This is a genomic window from Pseudomonas sp. Tav-5-1A (genome assembly GCF_055755055.1).
Window position 1 is genome coordinate 5998876 of sequence record NZ_CM146901.1, and the last position, 17217, is coordinate 6016092.

The 17217-nt window shown below is 63.0% G+C and carries 19 protein-coding genes; 7 read left to right on the plus strand and 12 right to left on the minus strand.

Annotation, left to right across the window (positions count from 1 at the left end):
• The first annotated feature begins 20 nt into the window (after positions 1-20).
• From AC0J42_RS27650 to AC0J42_RS27670, 5 genes are all read left to right on the plus strand, one after another.
• On the plus strand, positions 21-611 hold the full coding sequence (locus AC0J42_RS27650; protein WP_416427104.1) for a DUF2796 domain-containing protein: 591 nt from the start codon (positions 21-23) through the stop codon (positions 609-611).
• Positions 611-1333: an ABC transporter ATP-binding protein gene (locus AC0J42_RS27655; RefSeq protein ID WP_473004634.1), complete on the plus strand. Its 723-nt coding sequence runs from the start codon at positions 611-613 to the stop codon at positions 1331-1333. The genes AC0J42_RS27650 and AC0J42_RS27655 overlap by 1 nt, the downstream gene beginning before the upstream one ends.
• Entirely contained in the window at positions 1333-2598 is a 1266-nt protein-coding gene (locus tag AC0J42_RS27660) for an ABC transporter permease (RefSeq protein ID WP_473004636.1), read from the plus strand. The genes AC0J42_RS27655 and AC0J42_RS27660 overlap by 1 nt, the downstream gene beginning before the upstream one ends.
• 10 nt (positions 2599-2608) lie before the next feature.
• A complete protein-coding gene (locus AC0J42_RS27665) occupies positions 2609-3124 on the plus strand; it encodes a DUF3299 domain-containing protein (protein ID WP_416427107.1) in 516 nt (171 codons plus the stop codon).
• Between the two features lie 105 nt (positions 3125-3229).
• The gene (locus AC0J42_RS27670; protein WP_416427108.1) at positions 3230-3928 is read left to right on the plus strand and encodes an OmpW/AlkL family protein; all 699 of its coding nucleotides are present in this window, start codon (positions 3230-3232) and stop codon (positions 3926-3928) included.
• A gap of 117 nt (positions 3929-4045) precedes the next feature.
• On the opposite strand, the gene AC0J42_RS27675 is transcribed toward AC0J42_RS27670, so the two are convergent.
• Positions 4046-4975 carry an NAD-dependent epimerase/dehydratase family protein gene (locus tag AC0J42_RS27675; protein WP_473004637.1) on the minus strand — a complete coding sequence of 310 codons (930 nt, stop codon included), beginning with the start codon at positions 4973-4975 and terminating at the stop codon, positions 4046-4048.
• A complete protein-coding gene (locus tag AC0J42_RS27680; protein ID WP_473004639.1) occupies positions 4968-5852 on the minus strand; it encodes a sugar nucleotide-binding protein in 885 nt (294 codons plus the stop codon). The genes AC0J42_RS27675 and AC0J42_RS27680 overlap by 8 nt, the downstream gene beginning before the upstream one ends.
• A gap of 251 nt (positions 5853-6103) precedes the next feature.
• Here AC0J42_RS27680 and AC0J42_RS27685 point away from each other — a divergent pair, with 251 nt between their 5' ends.
• Positions 6104-6658 carry a YbhB/YbcL family Raf kinase inhibitor-like protein gene (locus AC0J42_RS27685; RefSeq protein ID WP_473004640.1) on the plus strand — a complete coding sequence of 185 codons (555 nt, stop codon included), beginning with the start codon at positions 6104-6106 and terminating at the stop codon, positions 6656-6658.
• Between the two features lie 164 nt (positions 6659-6822).
• Here the strand turns inward: AC0J42_RS27685 and AC0J42_RS27690 are convergent, their stop codons facing one another.
• Positions 6823-7338, minus strand: a complete 516-nt coding sequence (locus tag AC0J42_RS27690; protein WP_416427112.1) for a single-stranded DNA-binding protein — start codon at positions 7336-7338, stop codon at positions 6823-6825.
• A 9-nt stretch (positions 7339-7347) separates the two neighbouring features.
• Positions 7348-8742 (minus strand): MFS transporter, encoded by a 1395-nt coding sequence (locus tag AC0J42_RS27695; RefSeq protein ID WP_416427113.1) that lies wholly within the window; start codon positions 8740-8742, stop codon positions 7348-7350.
• Positions 8743-8920: 178 nt separating this feature from the next.
• On the opposite strand from AC0J42_RS27695, the gene uvrA reads away from it, so the two are divergent.
• Positions 8921-11755 (plus strand): excinuclease ABC subunit UvrA, encoded by a 2835-nt coding sequence (gene uvrA, locus AC0J42_RS27700; protein ID WP_473004642.1) that lies wholly within the window; start codon positions 8921-8923, stop codon positions 11753-11755.
• A gap of 53 nt (positions 11756-11808) precedes the next feature.
• On the opposite strand, the gene AC0J42_RS27705 is transcribed toward uvrA, so the two are convergent.
• The 8 genes from AC0J42_RS27705 to rpsM all read right to left on the minus strand — a co-directional run bounded on the left by AC0J42_RS27705 (position 11809) and on the right by rpsM (position 17093).
• Entirely contained in the window at positions 11809-11949 is a 141-nt protein-coding gene (locus AC0J42_RS27705; protein ID WP_473004643.1) for a hypothetical protein, read from the minus strand.
• 10 nt (positions 11950-11959) lie between these two features.
• Positions 11960-12424 (minus strand): bacterioferritin, encoded by a 465-nt coding sequence (bfr, locus tag AC0J42_RS27710; protein ID WP_416427115.1) that lies wholly within the window; start codon positions 12422-12424, stop codon positions 11960-11962.
• A 156-nt stretch (positions 12425-12580) separates the two neighbouring features.
• On the minus strand, positions 12581-14029 hold the full coding sequence (locus tag AC0J42_RS27715; RefSeq protein WP_473004644.1) for a catalase: 1449 nt from the start codon (positions 14027-14029) through the stop codon (positions 12581-12583).
• A 196-nt stretch (positions 14030-14225) separates the two neighbouring features.
• The gene (gene rplQ / locus AC0J42_RS27720) at positions 14226-14612 is read right to left on the minus strand and encodes a 50S ribosomal protein L17 (protein WP_158154260.1); all 387 of its coding nucleotides are present in this window, start codon (positions 14610-14612) and stop codon (positions 14226-14228) included.
• A gap of 41 nt (positions 14613-14653) precedes the next feature.
• Complete coding sequence (locus AC0J42_RS27725) at positions 14654-15655, minus strand: DNA-directed RNA polymerase subunit alpha (RefSeq protein ID WP_007924176.1); 1002 nt, start codon at positions 15653-15655, stop codon at positions 14654-14656.
• Positions 15656-15677: 22 nt separating this feature from the next.
• Complete coding sequence (rpsD, locus tag AC0J42_RS27730; RefSeq protein ID WP_008374133.1) at positions 15678-16298, minus strand: 30S ribosomal protein S4; 621 nt, start codon at positions 16296-16298, stop codon at positions 15678-15680.
• Positions 16299-16316: 18 nt separating this feature from the next.
• Positions 16317-16706 carry a 30S ribosomal protein S11 gene (gene rpsK / locus AC0J42_RS27735; protein WP_002555466.1) on the minus strand — a complete coding sequence of 130 codons (390 nt, stop codon included), beginning with the start codon at positions 16704-16706 and terminating at the stop codon, positions 16317-16319.
• Between the two features lie 30 nt (positions 16707-16736).
• A complete protein-coding gene (gene rpsM, locus AC0J42_RS27740; RefSeq protein ID WP_008374135.1) occupies positions 16737-17093 on the minus strand; it encodes a 30S ribosomal protein S13 in 357 nt (118 codons plus the stop codon).
• Between the last annotated feature and the right edge of the window lie 124 nt (positions 17094-17217).

Genomic DNA, 17217 nt, shown 5'->3' on the forward strand with positions numbered 1-17217 from the left:
TCTTTCCTCAGGACATTTTCATGCGCCGACTTCTGCTCGCCCTGCCCTTCGCGCTGCTGCCACTGGCTATTGCCCACGCCGACGACACCCCGGTAAAACACGGCAGCCTGGGCACGCATGAACACGGCACGGCCCGCGTCAACGCGGCGCTTGACGACCAGACCCTGGCGCTGGAACTGCAAAGCCCGGCCATGAACATCGTCGGCTTCGAACACCTGGCCACTACTGACACCGACAAGGCCGCCGTGGCCAAGGCCCGCGCCCTGCTGGAACAGCCCCTGGCGCTGTTCAACCTGCCGGCCGCCGCCGGTTGCAGCGTGGCCAGCCAGCACCTGCAAAGCCCGCTGTTCGGCGACGTGATGCCCGCCGAGGATGGCGACGATGACGACCACGATCACGACGAGCACGCCGCTGGCGCCGAGCACCACCACAGCGAGATCCACGCCAGCTACGAATTCACCTGCACCGCCCCGGACAAGCTCAAGGGCCTGGACCTGTCGCAGGTGTTCAAGACCTTCCCCGCCACCCACAAGGTGGTGGTACAGATGATCGGCCCGGCTGGCCAGAAAGGCCTGGAAGCCACCCCGGACAACAGCACCCTGGGTTTCTGATGGCCAGTACAGCCCTTATCGAACTGCGCGACCTGCACTTTGCCTGGCCGCGCCAGCCGGTGCTTTTGGACATACCCGCGTTTCGCCTGGAAGCCGGCGAGACGCTGTTCCTCAAAGGCCCCAGCGGCAGCGGCAAGACCACCCTGCTGGGCCTGCTGGGCGGCGTGCAGAAGCCCGTCAGTGGCAGCGTGCAGGTGCTGGGCCATGAACTGGGTGACATGAGCCAGGGCCGCCGCGACCGCTTCCGCGTCGACCACACCGGCTACATCTTCCAGCAGTTCAACCTGCTGCCGTTCCTGTCGGTGCGCGAAAACGTCGAGCTGCCCTGCCACTTCTCGCGCCAGCGCGCCGAGCGGGCCAGGCAGCGTCACGGTAGCATCGACCAGGCGGCGGCCACCCTGCTGGCGCACCTGGGCCTCACCGACCCGGCGCTGCTGCAGCGCCGCGCCGACACCTTGTCCATCGGCCAGCAGCAACGCGTGGCTGCGGCCCGCGCGCTGATCGGCCAGCCGGAACTGGTGATCGCCGACGAACCCACCTCGGCGCTGGACTACGACGCCCGTGAAGCCTTCATTCGCCTGCTGTTCGCCGAATGCCGCGAGGCTGGCTCCAGTCTGCTGTTCGTCAGCCACGACCAGAGCCTGGCACCGCTGTTCGACCGCAGCCTGTCGCTGGCCGAACTCAACCGGGCCGTGCGCCCCGCCGCCCCTGGGGAAGTCTGATGTACCTGTTCCGTCTAGCCGTGGCCAGCCTGGCCAACCGGCGCTTCACCGCCTTCCTCACCGCGTTCGCCATTGCCCTGTCGGTGTGCCTGCTGCTGGCCGTGGAACGCGTGCGCACCGAAGCCCGCACCAGCTTTGCCAGCACCATCAGCGGCACCGACCTGATCGTCGGCGCCCGCTCGGGCTCGGTGAACCTGCTGCTGTATTCGGTGTTCCGCATCGGCAACGCCACCAACAACATTCGCTGGGACAGCTTCCAGCACTACGCCCACGACCCGCGGGTGAAATGGGCCATCCCCATGTCCCTGGGCGACTCGCACCGTGGCTACCGGGTGCTGGGCACCGACCAGTCGTACTTCGAGCATTACCAGTACGGCCATCACCAGCCACTGGAAATGGCCGCCGGGCGTTTCTTCGCCAGCGACCCGTTCGAGGTGGTGCTCGGCGCAGAGGTAGCCGACGCGCTGCACTACAAGCTCGGTGACACCCTGGTGCTGGCCCACGGCACCGCCGCCATCAGCCTGGTCAAGCACGACGACAAGCCGTTCACCGTGGTCGGCATCCTCAAGCGCACGGGCACGCCGGTGGACCGCACGCTACACATCAGCCTGGGTGGCATGGAGGCCATCCACATCGACTGGCACAACGGCGTGCCGGCCCGTGGCGCCGGGCGCATCAGCGCCGACCAGGCGCGCAACATGGACCTCACGCCTACCGCCATCACCGCCGTGATGCTGGGCCTGAACAACAAGATCTCGACCTTCGCCCTGCAACGCGAGATCAACGATTTTGTTGGCGAACCGCTGCTGGCAATCCTGCCCGGCGTGGCCCTGCAAGAGCTGTGGGGGTTGATGGGCACGGCGGAGAAAGCCTTGTTCGTGGTCTCGCTGTTCGTGGTGCTGACCGGGCTGATCGGCATGCTCACGGCCATCCTCACCAGCCTCAACGAGCGCCGGCGCGAGATGGCCATCCTGCGCTCGGTGGGCGCGCGCCCCTGGCATATCGCCAGCCTGCTGATACTGGAAGCCTTCTCCCTGGCGCTGTGCGGCATCGTCGCCGGGGTGGCGCTGCTGTATGCCGGCATCGCTGCGGCGCAGGGCTACGTGCAGGCCAATTATGGGCTGTACTTGCCGTTGTCGGCCCCCACGGCCTATGAATGGTCGCTGCTGGGCATTATCCTCGCCGCAGCCCTGGTCATGGGCGCCGTACCGGCCTGGCGTGCCTACCGGCAGTCACTGGCCGACGGCCTGTCCATCCACCTGTGAGCCGTGCCCGATGAAAGCTGCCTTGCTGTTTGTATTGATGATCGCCGCCCCCGGCCTGTGGGCGGCCACGGCGCCGCGCGAGCTGACCTGGGCGGAGATGATTCCGCCCGACGCGCCGAAAATCGCCCCACAGATGACGCCCCTGCACGACCTGTCGAAGATGGGCTCGGACATGGAGTCGGCGCCAGCGGTCAAGCAGCAACAGCCCGACGCCCCGGTTGTGAAGGCACTGGACGGCCAAAACGTGAAGATGCCGGGGTTCATTGTGCCGCTGGAGGTCAGCGATGACGGGCGCACCACCGACTTCCTGCTGGTGCCGTACTACGGCGCCTGCATCCACGTGCCGCCGCCGCCTTCGAACCAGATCGTCCACGTGACCAGCCAGGTCGGGGTCAAGCTCGACGACCTGTACCAGGCGTTCTGGGTAGAGGGCACGATGCGCGTGAAGCGCTCAGACAGCGAACTGGCCGACGCCGGCTACCAGATGGAAGCCGACAAGATTTACATCTACGAGCTGCCGGAATAACGCGCCAGGTAAAAGTTACGGTTTTATTGAGCTGGGTCAAAACCCTTGATCCAGAGCTTTCCTACCATCGGCCAAGGCTTTTTCCCCTCGTCCGATGGAGACCCGATGAACACCAAACTGCTAGGGGCCTCGCTGATCAGCGCCGCCCTGTTCACCCCGCTTGCCCACGCTCACCAGGCCGGGGACTTCATCGTCCGCGCGGGCGCGATCGAGACCGCGCCCAACGAGGACAGCGGCAACCTCAAGCTCGACGGCGCCAAGGTCTCCGGCACCAAGGCGACCCTGGGCAACGACACCCAACTGGGCCTGACCTTCGCCTACATGCTCACCGACCACGTGGGCGTGGAACTGCTGGCGGCCACGCCGTTCCAGCACAAGGTCGGGGTCAAGGGCGTGAGCGCCGCCACCGGCGTGGCCGGCCTGGACGGCAAGTTGGCTGACATCAAGCAGCTGCCACCTACCCTGTCGCTGCAGTACTACCCCATGGAGCCCAGCTCCAAATTCCAGCCTTATGCGGGCGTGGGCCTGAACTACACCTGGTTCTACGGCGAAGACCTGACCAGCGACCGCAAGGCCGAAGGTTTCAGCAACCTGAACCTGAAGAATTCGTGGGGCTGGGCAGCCCAGGTGGGCGCGGACTACATGCTGACCGACCACATCATGCTCAACGCCGCGGTGTGGTACGTGGACATCGACACCCAGGCCAGCGTCGACGGCCCGACAGCGCTGGGCGTGGGCCGCACCAAGGTCAACGTGGACGTGGACCCGTGGGTCTACATGGTGGGCGTGGGTTACAAGTTCTGATGTGAACGGCTATACCACGATCGCGTAGCCGCTGCGCAGGCTGCGCTGGCCCTTTGCCTCGCTGGAGACCTCCAGCGCCTGCCAGGGCCAGCGCAGCCTGCGGCAGCGGCTACGGGTTCACAGGCCCAGCAGGTTGCGCAGGCCGGTGGCCATCGGGGTGATTGCCGGCAGGGTGAAGCGCTGCAGCAAGCGCGAGTTGTTCGCCCGGGAGTGCTTGATATCGCCAGGGCGTGCATCGCCGTAGCTGACCGCGGGCAAGCTGCCCAGCACGGTCTTCAACTCAGCCAGCAACTGGTTGAGGCTCATGGCCTGGTTCAGGCCCACGTTGATCGCCCCTTCCTCGACGCTCGGCGCTTCCAGCGCCTGCAGCAGCACCGCTACCAGGTCCCCCACGTAGATGAAGTCGCGCGTCTGCTCGCCATCGCCATACAGGTTGATGGGCAGGTTTTGCTGGGCGCGCTCGCAGAAGATGCTGATGACCCCGGAGTACGGCGAGGATGGATCCTGGCGCGGCCCGAAGACGTTGAAGAAGCGGAAGATCACCGGCTCCAGGCCGTGCTGGCGGCGGTAGAAGTCCAGGTAGTGCTCGCTGGCCAGCTTGTCCGAGGCGTAGGGGGTCAACGGCGCCTTGGGCGTGTCCTCGCCGATGGCCTCGCCTTCACCGTTGTTGCCATACACGGCCGCGCTGGAGGCGAATACCACGCGCTTGATACCCGCGACGCGCATGGCCTCGCAGACGTTCAAGGTGCCGATGAAGTTGGCCTGGTGCGTGCGCACCGGGTCGTCCACCGAGGCCTGCACCGAAGCCACAGCGGCCAGGTGCACCACCGCCTGGCAACCCTGGGCGGCGCGGGCCACCAGGGCGGCATCGGCGACGTCGCCTTCGATGAGCTCTACCCTTGGGTTGTCCAGTGGCAGGTTGCTGCGCTTGCCCATGGAGAGGTCGTCGAGAATCCGCACCGCATGGCCTTTCTCCAACAGCGCGTCAACAAGGTTCGAGCCGATGAAGCCGGCGCCCCCGGTGATCAGTACAGGTGCATCAACCATGTCGGTAATATCTATCCAATAGGCTTGGGAGGCCCGAGCGCCAGGCGCGCGGCTTGATCCCGAAGGTGTGAAGGATTTTCTTGCAGGCCAGCACCGCATGCTGCGGCTCATCGGCGGCGTCAGGGCGGGCGGCGTGCGCCTGGGCCGTGGGCGCCTCGATGGCCAGCGGGTGCAGGCTCGCCGCTTCGCTGATGATCGCCTGCCCCAGCGCCAGCGGCGTGGTGGCCTCGTTGCCGGCGTAGTGATACGTGCCCCACAGCGGCGCCGCGCAATCGAGTTGCTTGAGCACCGAGATAATCACCCGCGCGGCGTCGTCCACCGGCGTCGGGTTGCCACGGCGGTCATCGGCCAGGTGAATTTCCTGGGGCTGTTCGGCACGGGCGAGGAAACGCCCCAGCACGCCGTCGACGCTGTCATCCAGCAACCAGCCGAAACGCAGCAGCACATACTGCGGGCAGGTAGCCCGCACGCTCTGCTCGATGCGCCACAGGGCCTGGCCGCGCAGCCCCAGGGGCACGGGCTCGTCCTTCTCGCTGTACGCCGTGGCGCGCGAGCCGTCGAACACCCGGTAGCTGGAAGGCTGCACAAGGATGATCTGGTGGTGCTGGCACAACTGCGCCAGGCGCTCTACCGAGCGCTCCTGCTGGGCCAGCCGGGCTTCGCTGACGCTCTCGGCCTGGAACCAGTCGAAATAGTAGGCAAGGTTGATCAGCGCATCGGGGCGGGTGTCATCGAGCAGCTGGGTCAGGCTCGCCGCATCCCAACCGTTTTCAGGTGGGCGCGGAGCAAGGAAGCCGATGTCTTCCTCCGCCCCGAGACGAATCAGCGCTTGCCCAAGGGCATTACCGCCGCCCAACAGCATAAGGCGCATTCGCATAGAGTCAGCAGGTCCGGTCCGTTAAGTCTGTGAGCCAGGGATTGCCGGGGGCCAGGGCCACGCGGCGATCGGTCAAGAGGCTTATGTTATTGCATTTTGCGGATTTGTGCTGCGGGGATCAATCGGCAACCGTTGCAGGGTATTGGACATTAGCCTTAGTTTCATCAAGGGATCCGAAGCTGCCTTTATGATGGTTGCACGCAACGGCTCGCCTGTCTGAAGCCTGCTGCGAAGGATGAATGGATTTGCTGATGAAACTGCGCCACCTGCTTACCACCTGCACCGCCGCCCTGCTGCTGGCCGGCACCCAACTGGCCAGCGCCACCACCATGAAGGTCAGCACCGACGCCTTTGTCGAAGGCGGCAAGGTCAATGTCAGTGCCGCCGATACCCCGGCCGAGTGCGGTTCGGGCAATCGCCACAACCCGCAGGTGTCATGGAGCGAGCTGCCCGCTGGCACTCAATCGATGGCGGTGCTGATTCTCGACGTGGACGGGCATAACGGCCTGGGCGTCAGCCACTGGGTGACCTATAACATTCCAGCCCAGCGTGGCGGGATCAAGGAGGGTGAAGCGCTGGTCAGCGTGCCGGGCATCACCGTGGGCAAGAACATTGCCGGGACCGCCGATTTCCGAGGGTTCTGCCCAGCCCCGGGGGATCAGCCGCATCATTACGTGCTGACGGTGATTGCCACTGACCTCAAGCCTGGCGCGCTGCCTGAAGGGCTGACCCGCGAAGAGCTGATGGCGCGCCTGGCGGGGCATGCGTTGGCGGGGCGCAACGTGGTTGGCCTGTACGGGCATTGACGTTGTAGCAGCGGCGGGGCGGCCATCCGCCGCCAGGCCGCGTCATCGGCGCCGCCGGCTTGCACGCTCAGCTCGGCGTTGCGGGACGCAGCCTGCGGCAGCTGCTACGGGCTTTTGGGTCAAAAAAAACCCCCGCTAGGCGGGGGCTTTTTTGATGGCAGCAATCAGAACGGGATGTCGTCGTCGAAGCTGTCGAAGTCAGCAGCAGGTTGCGGGGCAGCCTGTTGTGGCGCTGGGCGCGACTGTTGTGGCGCGGCCTGCTGAGGACGTGGAGCCTGCTGGCGCGGGGCCGACTGCTGGTAGTTGTTGCCGCCCTGGCCCTGGTCGCCCTGTTGTGGACGGCCGCCCAGCAGCTGCATGGTGCCCTGCATGTCGACGATGATTTCAGTGGTGTAGCGCTTGATGCCGTCTTTTTCCCACTCGCGGGTCTGCAGCTTGCCTTCTATGTAAACCTGCGAACCCTTGCGCAGGTATTCGCCGGCGATCTCGGCAACCTTGCCGAACATCGACACGCGGTGCCATTCGGTGCGCTCGACCTTCTGGCCGCTCTGCTTGTCGGTCCACTGCTCGCTGGTAGCCAGGCTCAGGTTGGTGACAGCGTTGCCGTTGGGCAGGTAGCGGACTTCAGGATCCTGACCGCAAGTACCGACCAAAATGACTTTGTTAACCCCACGGGCCATAACATTCTCCTAGGCTTGGCACGTCTCTGGGCCTGGGTTGACCAGGCGCTCCAGGGAAGCACGATCCAAAATTTCTGTATCCAGTTTGATATAGATGGCGGCTTCTTCTGCCACCACCACTGCATCTGTTACACCCGGTACTGCCTTGAGGCGCTCGGTGAGGCCCGCTTCGCGTATCGCCTCTGGCGACAGGGGCAAGCGCAGGCTCGTCACGTACGGTGGTTCACGCATAGTAACAGCTATGGCCAACCAAATCGCCAACAGCCCGGCGCAGCCGATGAATACCACATTCAAGCCGCCGTGCTGGAACAACCAGCCACCGAGGATGCCACCCAGGGCCGCGCCCAGGAACTGGCTGGTGGAGTACACGCCCATGGCCGTGCCCTTGCCACCGGCCGGCGACACCTTGCTGATCAGCGACGGCAGCGAAGCTTCCAGCAGGTTGAAGGCGGTGAAGAACACCACGGTGCCAACCACCAGTTCCGTCAGCGTGTTGCCGAAGGCCCAGAAAAACAGCTCGGTGAGCATCAGGGTGGCGACCGCACCAATCAGCACGCGCTTCATCTTGCGCTTTTTTTCGCCGTAGATGATGAACGGAATCATCCCGAAAAAAGATACCAGCAAGGCGGTCAGGTAAACCCACCAGTGCTGCTCTTTCGGCAGCCCGGCGCGCTCCACCAGGGCCAGCGGCAAGGCCACGAAGCTCGCCATCAGGATGGCGTGCAGCACGAAGATCCCCACGTCCAGGCGCAGCAGGTCCGGGTGCTTGAGGGTCGGCAGCAGCGCCTGCCGGGCCACGCCCGACTCACGGTGGGTGAAGTGGCTGGAGGCACTGGGCACCACGAAGGCGATCAGGGCGATACCCACCAGGGCCATCACCGCGGTGACGATGAACAGCCCGGACAAGCCGAACGCGCGCGTCACCAGCGGGCCCACCACCATGGCCACCGCGAACGACACGCCGATGCTCATGCCGATGGTGGCCATGGCCTTGGTGCGGTGCTGCTCGCGGGTCAGGTCCGACAGCAGGGCCATGACCGCCGCGGAAATCGCCCCGGCACCTTGCAGCACCCGGCCGGCGATGACGCCCCAGATGGAGTCGGCATGGGCCGCCAGCAGGCTGCCCAGGGCAAAGATCACCAGGCCGATGTAGATCACCGGGCGACGGCCGATGCGGTCGGAAATAATGCCGAATGGAATTTGCAGGAATGCCTGGGTCAGGCCGTAGGCGCCGATGGCGAAGCCGATCAGGGCCGGGGTGGCGCCGGCCAGGTCCATGCCGTAGGTGGCCAGTACTGGCAACACCATGAACATGCCCAGCATGCGGAATGCGAACACCAGGGCCAGGCCGCCAGCCGCGCGGGTCTCGCTGCCGCTCATGCGTTCGCTGTGGAGATCGTGCATGGAAAAACCTCGTGTGAACCGGCGGCGATTCTACCAGTCCCAACGATAGAGGGGGTATATGGCGACGCTTTGCCGCGCAGTTGTCATGTATGGCATCAGGGATGTCATCCGATAGTGTGCATCCATCCAGTATTTGGCTTTATACTCCTGTGTTTACGCCCGCCGTGCGAGGCCACTCTTGGACAAGATCCTGATTCGTGGGGCTCGAACCCACAACCTGAAGAACATCGACCTGACCCTGCCACGGGACAAGCTGATCGTCATCACCGGGCTGTCCGGCTCCGGCAAGTCATCGCTGGCGTTCGACACGCTGTACGCCGAAGGCCAGCGCCGCTACGTGGAGTCGCTGTCGGCCTACGCGCGGCAGTTCCTGTCGATGATGGAAAAGCCCGACGTCGACACCATCGAAGGCCTGTCGCCGGCCATCTCCATCGAGCAGAAGTCGACCTCCCACAACCCGCGCTCCACGGTCGGCACCATCACCGAGATCTACGACTACCTGCGCCTGCTGTATGCACGCGTGGGTACGCCGCGTTGCCCGGACCACGACATCCCCCTGGAAGCCCAGACCGTCAGCCAGATGGTCGACCTGGTACTGGCCCAGCCCGAAGGCAGCAAGCTGATGCTGCTGGCGCCGGTGATTCGCGAGCGCAAGGGCGAACACCTGGCTATCTTCGAGGAGCTGCGCGCCCAGGGCTTCGTCCGTGCGCGCATCAACGGCCGCCTGCACGAGCTGGATGAACTGCCCAAGCTGGACAAGCAGAAGAAGCACACCATCGAGGTGGTGGTGGACCGCTTCAAGGTCCGCGAAGACCTGCAACAGCGCCTGGCCGAGTCGTTCGAGACCGCGCTGAAGCTGGCCGACGGCATCGCCCTGGTGGCATCCATGGACGAGGAGCCGTTTGAGGAGATGATCTTCTCGGCGCGCTTCGCCTGCCCCATCTGCGGCCACGCCATCAGCGAGCTTGAACCCAAGCTGTTCTCCTTCAACAACCCGGCCGGCGCCTGCCCGACCTGCGACGGCCTGGGCGTGAAGCAGTTCTTCGACGCCAAGCGCCTGGTGAACGGCGAGTTGACTCTGGCCGAGGGCGCCATACGCGGCTGGGACCGGCGCAACGTCTACTACTTCCAGATGCTGGGCTCGCTGGCCTCGCACTACAAGTTCAGCCTGGAAAAACCGTTCAACGACCTGCCCGCCGACAAACAGAAGATCCTGCTGCACGGCAGCGGCACCCAGAACGTCGACTTCAAATACCTCAACGACCGCGGCGACATCGTCAAGCGCTCGCACCCGTTCGAAGGCATCGTGCCGAACCTGGAACGCCGCTACCGCGAGACCGAGTCGGCCACCGTGCGCGAAGAGCTGGCCAAGTTCCTCAGCACCCAGCCCTGCCCGGACTGCCGCGGCACGCGCCTGCGCCGTGAAGCGCGGCACGTGTGGGTGGGCGAGAAGACCCTGCCGGCCGTCACCGGCCTGCCGATCGGCGACGCCACCGACTACTTCGAAGGCCTGAGCCTGACCGGCCGCCGTGGCGAGATCGCCGACAAGATCCTCAAGGAGATCCGCGAGCGCCTGCAGTTCCTGGTCAACGTGGGGCTGGACTATCTGACCCTGGACCGCAGCGCCGACACCCTGTCCGGCGGCGAGGCCCAGCGCATCCGCCTGGCCAGCCAGATCGGCGCCGGCCTGGTGGGGGTGATGTACATCCTCGACGAGCCGTCCATCGGCCTGCACCAACGCGACAACGACCGCCTGCTGGGCACCCTCAAGCACCTGCGCGACATCGGCAACACGGTGATCGTGGTCGAGCACGACGAAGACGCCATTCGCCTGGCCGACTACGTGGTGGACATCGGCCCGGGCGCCGGCGTGCACGGCGGTAACATCGTCGCCGAGGGCACCGCCCAGGAGGTCATGGACCACCCCGACTCGCTGACCGGCAAATACCTGTCGGGCCGCGTGAAGATCGCGGTGCCGGCCGAGCGCACGCCGCGCAACAAGAAGCTGCAACTGACCCTCAAGGGCGCCCGCGGCAACAACCTGCGCAACGTCGACCTGGAAATCCCCATCGGCTTGCTGACCTGCGTCACCGGTGTGTCCGGCTCGGGCAAGTCGACGCTGATCAACAACACCCTGTTCCCGCTCAGCGCCACCGCCCTGAACGGCGCCACCACCCTGGAAGCCGCGGCCCATGACAGCTGCGACGGCCTGCAGCACCTGGACAAGGTGGTGGACATCGACCAGAGCCCCATCGGCCGCACGCCACGCTCCAACCCGGCGACCTACACCGGACTGTTCACGCCGATCCGCGAGCTGTTCGCCGGCGTGCCGGAATCGCGCTCGCGCGGCTACGGCCCGGGGCGCTTCTCGTTCAACGTCAAGGGCGGCCGCTGCGAGGCGTGCCAGGGCGACGGCCTGATCAAGGTGGAGATGCACTTCCTGCCCGACATCTACGTGCCGTGCGACGTGTGCAAGAGCAAGCGCTACAACCGCGAGACCCTGGAGATCAAGTACAAGGGCAAGAGCATCCACGAGGTGCTGGAAATGACCATCGAGGAAGCCCGCGAGTTCTTCGATGCCGTGCCGGCCCTGGCGCGCAAACTGCAGACGCTGATGGACGTGGGGCTTTCCTACATCAAGCTGGGCCAGTCGGCGACGACCTTGTCGGGCGGCGAGGCGCAACGGGTCAAGCTGTCCCGCGAGCTGTCCAAGCGCGACACCGGCAAGACCCTGTACATCCTCGACGAGCCCACCACCGGCCTGCACTTCGCCGACATCCAGCAGCTGCTGGACGTGCTGCACCGCCTGCGCGACCACGGCAACACCGTGGTGGTGATCGAGCACAACCTGGACGTGATCAAGACCGCCGACTGGATCGTCGACCTGGGGCCGGAAGGCGGCTCCAAGGGCGGCATGATCATCGGCTGTGGCACCCCGGAGCAGGTGGCGGAGATGAAGCAGTCCTACACTGGGCACTACCTCAAGCCATTGCTTGAGCGTGACCGCGCGTAAACCTGCTGACGCGGCCTGCGGCCGCTGCTGCATCGCGAAAGGACCACCGCGTATTATTGATTCAACGCGGTGCCCTTTTCGCGGGCGGAACCGAATGGCCGGCCCAGCTCCCCGTAGCAGCGGCCGCAGGCCGCGTCAAAGCCCTCCACAAAACGAAAAAGCCCCGCCATCGTGAGATGGCGGGGCTTTTTCATGCCGCGTCGCTTAGAACTGCGACTGCAGGTAGTTCTGCAAGCCGATCGACTTGATCAGGCCCAACTGCTTCTCCAGCCAGTAGGTGTGATCTTCCTCGGTGTCGGACAGCTGCAGGCGCAGGATGTCGCGGGTGACGTAGTCCTTGTGCTGCTCGCACAGGGCGATGCCCTTGCACAGCGCAGCGCGCACCTTGTACTCCAGGCGCAGGTCAGCTTCGAACATGCTCGGTACGTCGGTGCCGATGTCCAGGTCGTCGGGGCGCATGCGTGGCGTGCCCTCGAGCATCAGGATGCGGCGCATCAAGGCGTCGGCATGACCTGCCTCTTCTTCCATCTCGTGGTTGATGCGCTCGTAAAGCTTGCTGAAACCCCAGTCCTCGTACATCCGCGAGTGGATGAAATACTGATCACGCGCAGCCAGCTCGCCGGTCAGCAGCGTGTTCAGATAATCGATTACGTCCGGGTGCCCTTGCATCGCCCTACATCTCCTTGCTTGAAAGTGGATAGTTTGAACCAAGGCCGAGCGAACGTCACGGAGAGAAAGCTGAAAAATCGCAAAAAAGCAGAGAAAACCAGATGATTGGCAGCGAAAAACCGCCCAAATGAGGGCGGTTCTCCTTAGCATTTCGACTTAGCCGCGTTTTGCTTCCAACGCGCGGGCAACACCCTCGCCGTAGGCCGGGTCAGCCTGGTAGAAGTACGGCAACTGACGCTCGATCACGTCGCCGGAAACGCCACTCATTGCGTTAGCGATGTTGTCGATCAGCAAGGCTTGCTGCGCTTCGTTCATCAAACGGAACAGCGCGCCGGCCTGGCTGAAGTAGTCGCCGTCAGTGCGGTGATCGTAGCGGTCTGCTGCGCCGCTCAAGGCCAGCGACGGTTCGGCGTATTGTGGCGCCTGTTTGGGCGCATTGCTGTAGCTGTTGGGCTCGTAGTTCGGCGCCGCGCCACCGTTGCTGCCAAACGCCATAGAGCCATCACGCTGGTACGAGTTCACCGGGCTGCGTGGCGCGTTCACCGGCAACTGCTGGTGGTTGGTGCCTACGCGGTAGCGGTGCGCATCGGCGTAGGCAAACACGCGGCCTTGCAGCATGCGGTCCGGCGACAACCCCACACCCGGCACCATGTTGCTCGGCCCGAACGCCGCCTGCTCGACTTCGGCGAAGTAGTTCTGCGGGTTGCGGTTGAGCTCCAGCAGGCCCACCTCGATCAGCGGGAACTCCTTCTGCGACCAGGTCTTGGTCACGTCGAAGGGGTTCTCCCGATGCGCGTTGGCCTGGGCCTCGGTCATGACCTGAATGCACACGCGCCATTGCGGGTACTCACCGCGCTCGATGGCTTCGAACAGGTCACGCTGGGCGTAGTCCGGGTCGGTGCCGGCGATGCGCGCAGCGTCGGCCGGGGCCAGGTTCTTGATGCCCTGTACGCTCTTGTAGTGCCACTTGACCCAGTGGCGCTCACCTTTGGCGTTGATCAGGCTGTAGGTGTGGCTGCCGAAGCCGTGCATGAAGCGGTAGCCGTCCGGGATGCCGCGGTCGGAGAACAGAATGGTGACCTGGTGCAGCGCTTCCGGCGAGTGCGACCAGAAATCCCACATGGCCTGGGCGCTTTTCAGGTTGCTTTGCGGCAGGCGCTTCTGGGTGTGGATAAAGTCGGGAAACTTCAGCGGATCGCGGATGAAGAACACCGGCGTGTTGTTGCCGACGATGTCCCAGTTGCCTTCCTCGGTGTAGAACTTGAGGGCGAAGCCGCGTGGGTCGCGCTCGGTGTCGGCCGAACCACGCTCGCCACCCACGGTAGAAAAGCGCAGAAAGGTCGGAGTCTGCTTGCCCACGTCCGAGAACAGCTTGGCGCAGGTCAGGTCAGTGATGTCGCGGGTCACGGTGAAGGTGCCGTAGGCGCCCGAACCCTTGGCGTGCACGCGGCGCTCAGGGATGTTCTCGCGGTTGAAGTGCGCGAGCTTTTCGATCAGGTGGAAGTCGTCCAGCAGCAAAGGCCCACGGGGACCGGCGGAACGCGAATTCTGGTTGTCGGCTACGGGGGCGCCGCTGGCGGTGGTGAGAATCTTGCTCTGGCTCATGCTGTGTCTTCCTCTGTCAGACCTGATATGACCGGGCTAATCGGCTTCGGTGGTCAGTATCATTTAGAGGGGTTACAACATCTAATTTATAGATCTTTTGTGCTCGATAGATTTTCGCAATGTCTCGCGAACGAGTAATAGACGGGCACAAAAAAACCGGGCACTAGGCCCGGTTTTCTTGAACAGCTTTTTCGTCTTACTCAGCAGCTTCTACAGCGCCGCCGACAGGACGATCGACCAGCTCGACGTACGCCATAGGAGCGTTGTCGCCAGCGCGGAAACCGCACTTCAGGATGCGCAGGTAGCCGCCTTCACGGGTGGCGTAGCGCTTGCCCAGGTCGTTGAACAGTTTGCCAACCATTTCTTTCGAACGAGTACGGTCGAAAGCCAGACGGCGGTTAGCAACGCTGTCTACCTTGGCCAGGGTGATCAGCGGCTCGGCAACGCGGCGCAGTTCCTTGGCTTTCGGCAGGGTAGTCTTGATCAGCTCGTGCTCGAACAGCGACACCGCCATGTTCTGGAACATAGCCTTGCGGTGAGAGCTGGTACGGCTCAGGTGACGTCCACTTTTACGATGACGCATGGTTCATTCCTTACCAAACTTACGTTCGGTGATTACGACGATCAGGCAGTCGCCTTGTCGTCCTTCTTAAGACTTGCAGGCGGCCAGTTGTCGAGGCGCATGCCGAGGGACAGACCGCGGGAGGCCAGAACGTCCTTGATTTCAGTCAAGGATTTCTTGCCCAGGTTCGGAGTCTTCAACAGTTCTACTTCGGTACGCTGAATCAGGTCGCCGATGTAGTAAATGTTTTCCGCCTTAAGGCAGTTAGCCGAACGTACAGTCAGTTCCAGATCGTCAACCGGGCGAAGCAGGATCGGGTCGATCTCATCTTCTTGCTCGATTACAACAGGTTCGCTGTCACCTTTGAGGTCCACGAACGCAGCCAGCTGCTGTTGCAGGATGGTTGCGGCGCGACGGATAGCCTCTTCAGGATCCAGGGTACCGTTGGTTTCCAGATCAATTACCAGCTTGTCCAGGTTGGTACGCTGTTCGACACGGGCGTTTTCCACCACGTATGCGATACGGCGAACCGGGCTGAACGAGGAGTCCAGCTGCAAGCGACCAATGCTGCGGCTTTCGTCTTCATCGCTCTGACGCGAATCGGCCGGTTCATAACCACGACCACGAGCTACAACGAGCTTCATGTTCAAGGCGCCGTTAGACGCCAGGTTGGCGATTACGTGATCGGGGTTAACGATCTCGACATCATGATCCAGCTGAATATCGGCAGCGGTAACCACCCCCGAACCCTTCTTCGACAAGGTCAGCGTAACTTCGTCACGACCGTGCAGCTTGATAGCCAGACCTTTCAGGTTCAACAGGATTTCGATTACGTCTTCCTGTACACCTTCGATGGCGCTGTACTCGTGGAGCACACCGTCAATCTCGGCCTCGACTACTGCACAGCCGGGCATTGAGGACAACAGGATGCGGCGCAGCGCGTTGCCCAGGGTATGGCCGAAACCACGCTCGAGAGGCTCGAGCGTAATTTTAGCGCGGGTTGGACTGACGACCTGCACATCAATGTGGCGGGGCGTCAGGAACTCATTTACCGAAATCTGCATGGATGCACCTATTTTCTAGCCCTTACTTGGAGTAGAGCTCGACAATCAGGCTTTCGTTGATGTCGGCGGACAGATCACTGCGAGCAGGAACGTTCTTGAAAACGCCCGATTTCTTCTCAGTGTCAACGTCTACCCACTCAACGCGGCCACGCTGGGCGCACAGCTCAAGGGCCTGAACGATGCGCAGCTGGTTCTTCGATTTCTCGCGAACCGCGACCACGTCACCCTGACGAACCTGGTAGGACGGGACGTTTACAGTCTTGCCATTAACGCTGATCGCTTTGTGCGAAACCAGCTGGCGGGACTCGGCACGGGTAGCACCGAAGCCCATACGGTAAACGACGTTGTCCAGACGGCATTCGAGCAGTTGCAGCAGGTTCTCACCAGTAGCGCCTTTCTTGCCGGCTGCTTCTTTGTAGTAACCGCTGAACTGACGCTCGAGAACGCCGTAAATACGACGGACCTTCTGCTTTTCACGCAGTTGGGTGCCGTAGTCGGACTGGCGACCGCGGCGCTGGCCGTGGATACCTGGGGCTGCTTCGATATTGCACTTCGATTCCAGAGCGCGAACGCCACTTTTCAGGAACAGGTCAGTGCCTTCACGACGAGCCAGTTTGCATTTTGGACCAATGTAACGAGCCATTATCTATCGTCTCCTGAATTACACGCGGCGCTTCTTCGGCGGACGGCACCCGTTATGCGGGATTGGCGTCACGTCGGTGATGCTGGCGATCTTGTAGCCGCAGCCGTTCAAAGCACGGACAGCGGATTCACGACCTGGACCTGGACCTTTGACGTTTACGTCGAGGTTTTTCAGGCCATATTCCAGCGCAGCTTGACCAGCACGCTCAGCAGCTACTTGAGCAGCGAACGGGGTGGACTTGCGGGAACCGCGGAAACCCGAACCGCCGGAGGTAGCCCAGGACAGGGCGTTACCTTGACGATCGGTAATGGTCACGATGGTGTTGTTGAAAGACGCGTGGATGTGGGCGATGCCATCAACCACTGTCTTTTTTACTTTTTTACGAGGACGAGCAGCAGGTTTTGCCATGACTAGATTCCTGTCGATTCGCTGGTGCGATTACTTGCGGATCGGCTTACGCGGACCTTTACGGGTACGCGCGTTGGTCTTGGTACGCTGACCGCGTACTGGAAGACCACGACGATGACGCAGGCCACGGTAGCAGCCCAGATCCATCAAGCGCTTGATTTTCATGTTGATTTCGCGGCGCAGATCACCTTCAGTGGTGAACTTCGCCACTTCGCCACGCAGCTGTTCAATCTGCTCGTCGCTCAGATCCTTGATCTTTGCGGCTGGGTTGACCCCAGTGTCTGCACAGATCTTCTGTGCAGTTGTACGACCAACACCATAGATGTAGGTCAGCGAGATAACAGTGTGCTTGTTATCTGGAATGTTGACGCCTGCAATACGGGCCATTCAGTGGGACTCCAATTGACAGCTACCTACGCCCCGGAAGCCAAGAAATAGGGCGCGAGATAATATCGCTGTAATAACAAATAATCAACCCAGCAGCGCACTAGCTGCTGGGCTTGTAGCACAG

Coding starts and splice junctions, on each gene's coding strand:
- AC0J42_RS27650 (WP_416427104.1), top strand. CDS start 21: ATGCGCCGACTTCTGCTCGCCCTGCCCTTCGCGCTGCTGCCACTGGCT.
- AC0J42_RS27655 (WP_473004634.1), top strand. CDS start 611: ATGGCCAGTACAGCCCTTATCGAACTGCGCGACCTGCACTTTGCCTGG.
- AC0J42_RS27660 (WP_473004636.1), top strand. CDS start 1,333: ATGTACCTGTTCCGTCTAGCCGTGGCCAGCCTGGCCAACCGGCGCTTC.
- AC0J42_RS27665 (WP_416427107.1), top strand. CDS start 2,609: ATGAAAGCTGCCTTGCTGTTTGTATTGATGATCGCCGCCCCCGGCCTG.
- AC0J42_RS27670 (WP_416427108.1), top strand. CDS start 3,230: ATGAACACCAAACTGCTAGGGGCCTCGCTGATCAGCGCCGCCCTGTTC.
- AC0J42_RS27675 (WP_473004637.1), bottom strand. CDS start 4,975: ATGGTTGATGCACCTGTACTGATCACCGGGGGCGCCGGCTTCATCGGC.
- AC0J42_RS27680 (WP_473004639.1), bottom strand. CDS start 5,852: ATGCGAATGCGCCTTATGCTGTTGGGCGGCGGTAATGCCCTTGGGCAA.
- AC0J42_RS27685 (WP_473004640.1), top strand. CDS start 6,104: ATGAAACTGCGCCACCTGCTTACCACCTGCACCGCCGCCCTGCTGCTG.
- AC0J42_RS27690 (WP_416427112.1), bottom strand. CDS start 7,338: ATGGCCCGTGGGGTTAACAAAGTCATTTTGGTCGGTACTTGCGGTCAG.
- AC0J42_RS27695 (WP_416427113.1), bottom strand. CDS start 8,742: ATGCACGATCTCCACAGCGAACGCATGAGCGGCAGCGAGACCCGCGCG.
- AC0J42_RS27705 (WP_473004643.1), bottom strand. CDS start 11,949: ATGAAAAAGCCCCGCCATCTCACGATGGCGGGGCTTTTTCGTTTTGTG.
- bfr (WP_416427115.1), bottom strand. CDS start 12,424: ATGCAAGGGCACCCGGACGTAATCGATTATCTGAACACGCTGCTGACC.
- AC0J42_RS27715 (WP_473004644.1), bottom strand. CDS start 14,029: ATGAGCCAGAGCAAGATTCTCACCACCGCCAGCGGCGCCCCCGTAGCC.
- rplQ (WP_158154260.1), bottom strand. CDS start 14,612: ATGCGTCATCGTAAAAGTGGACGTCACCTGAGCCGTACCAGCTCTCAC.
- AC0J42_RS27725 (WP_007924176.1), bottom strand. CDS start 15,655: ATGCAGATTTCGGTAAATGAGTTCCTGACGCCCCGCCACATTGATGTG.
- rpsD (WP_008374133.1), bottom strand. CDS start 16,298: ATGGCTCGTTACATTGGTCCAAAATGCAAACTGGCTCGTCGTGAAGGC.
- rpsK (WP_002555466.1), bottom strand. CDS start 16,706: ATGGCAAAACCTGCTGCTCGTCCTCGTAAAAAAGTAAAAAAGACAGTG.
- rpsM (WP_008374135.1), bottom strand. CDS start 17,093: ATGGCCCGTATTGCAGGCGTCAACATTCCAGATAACAAGCACACTGTT.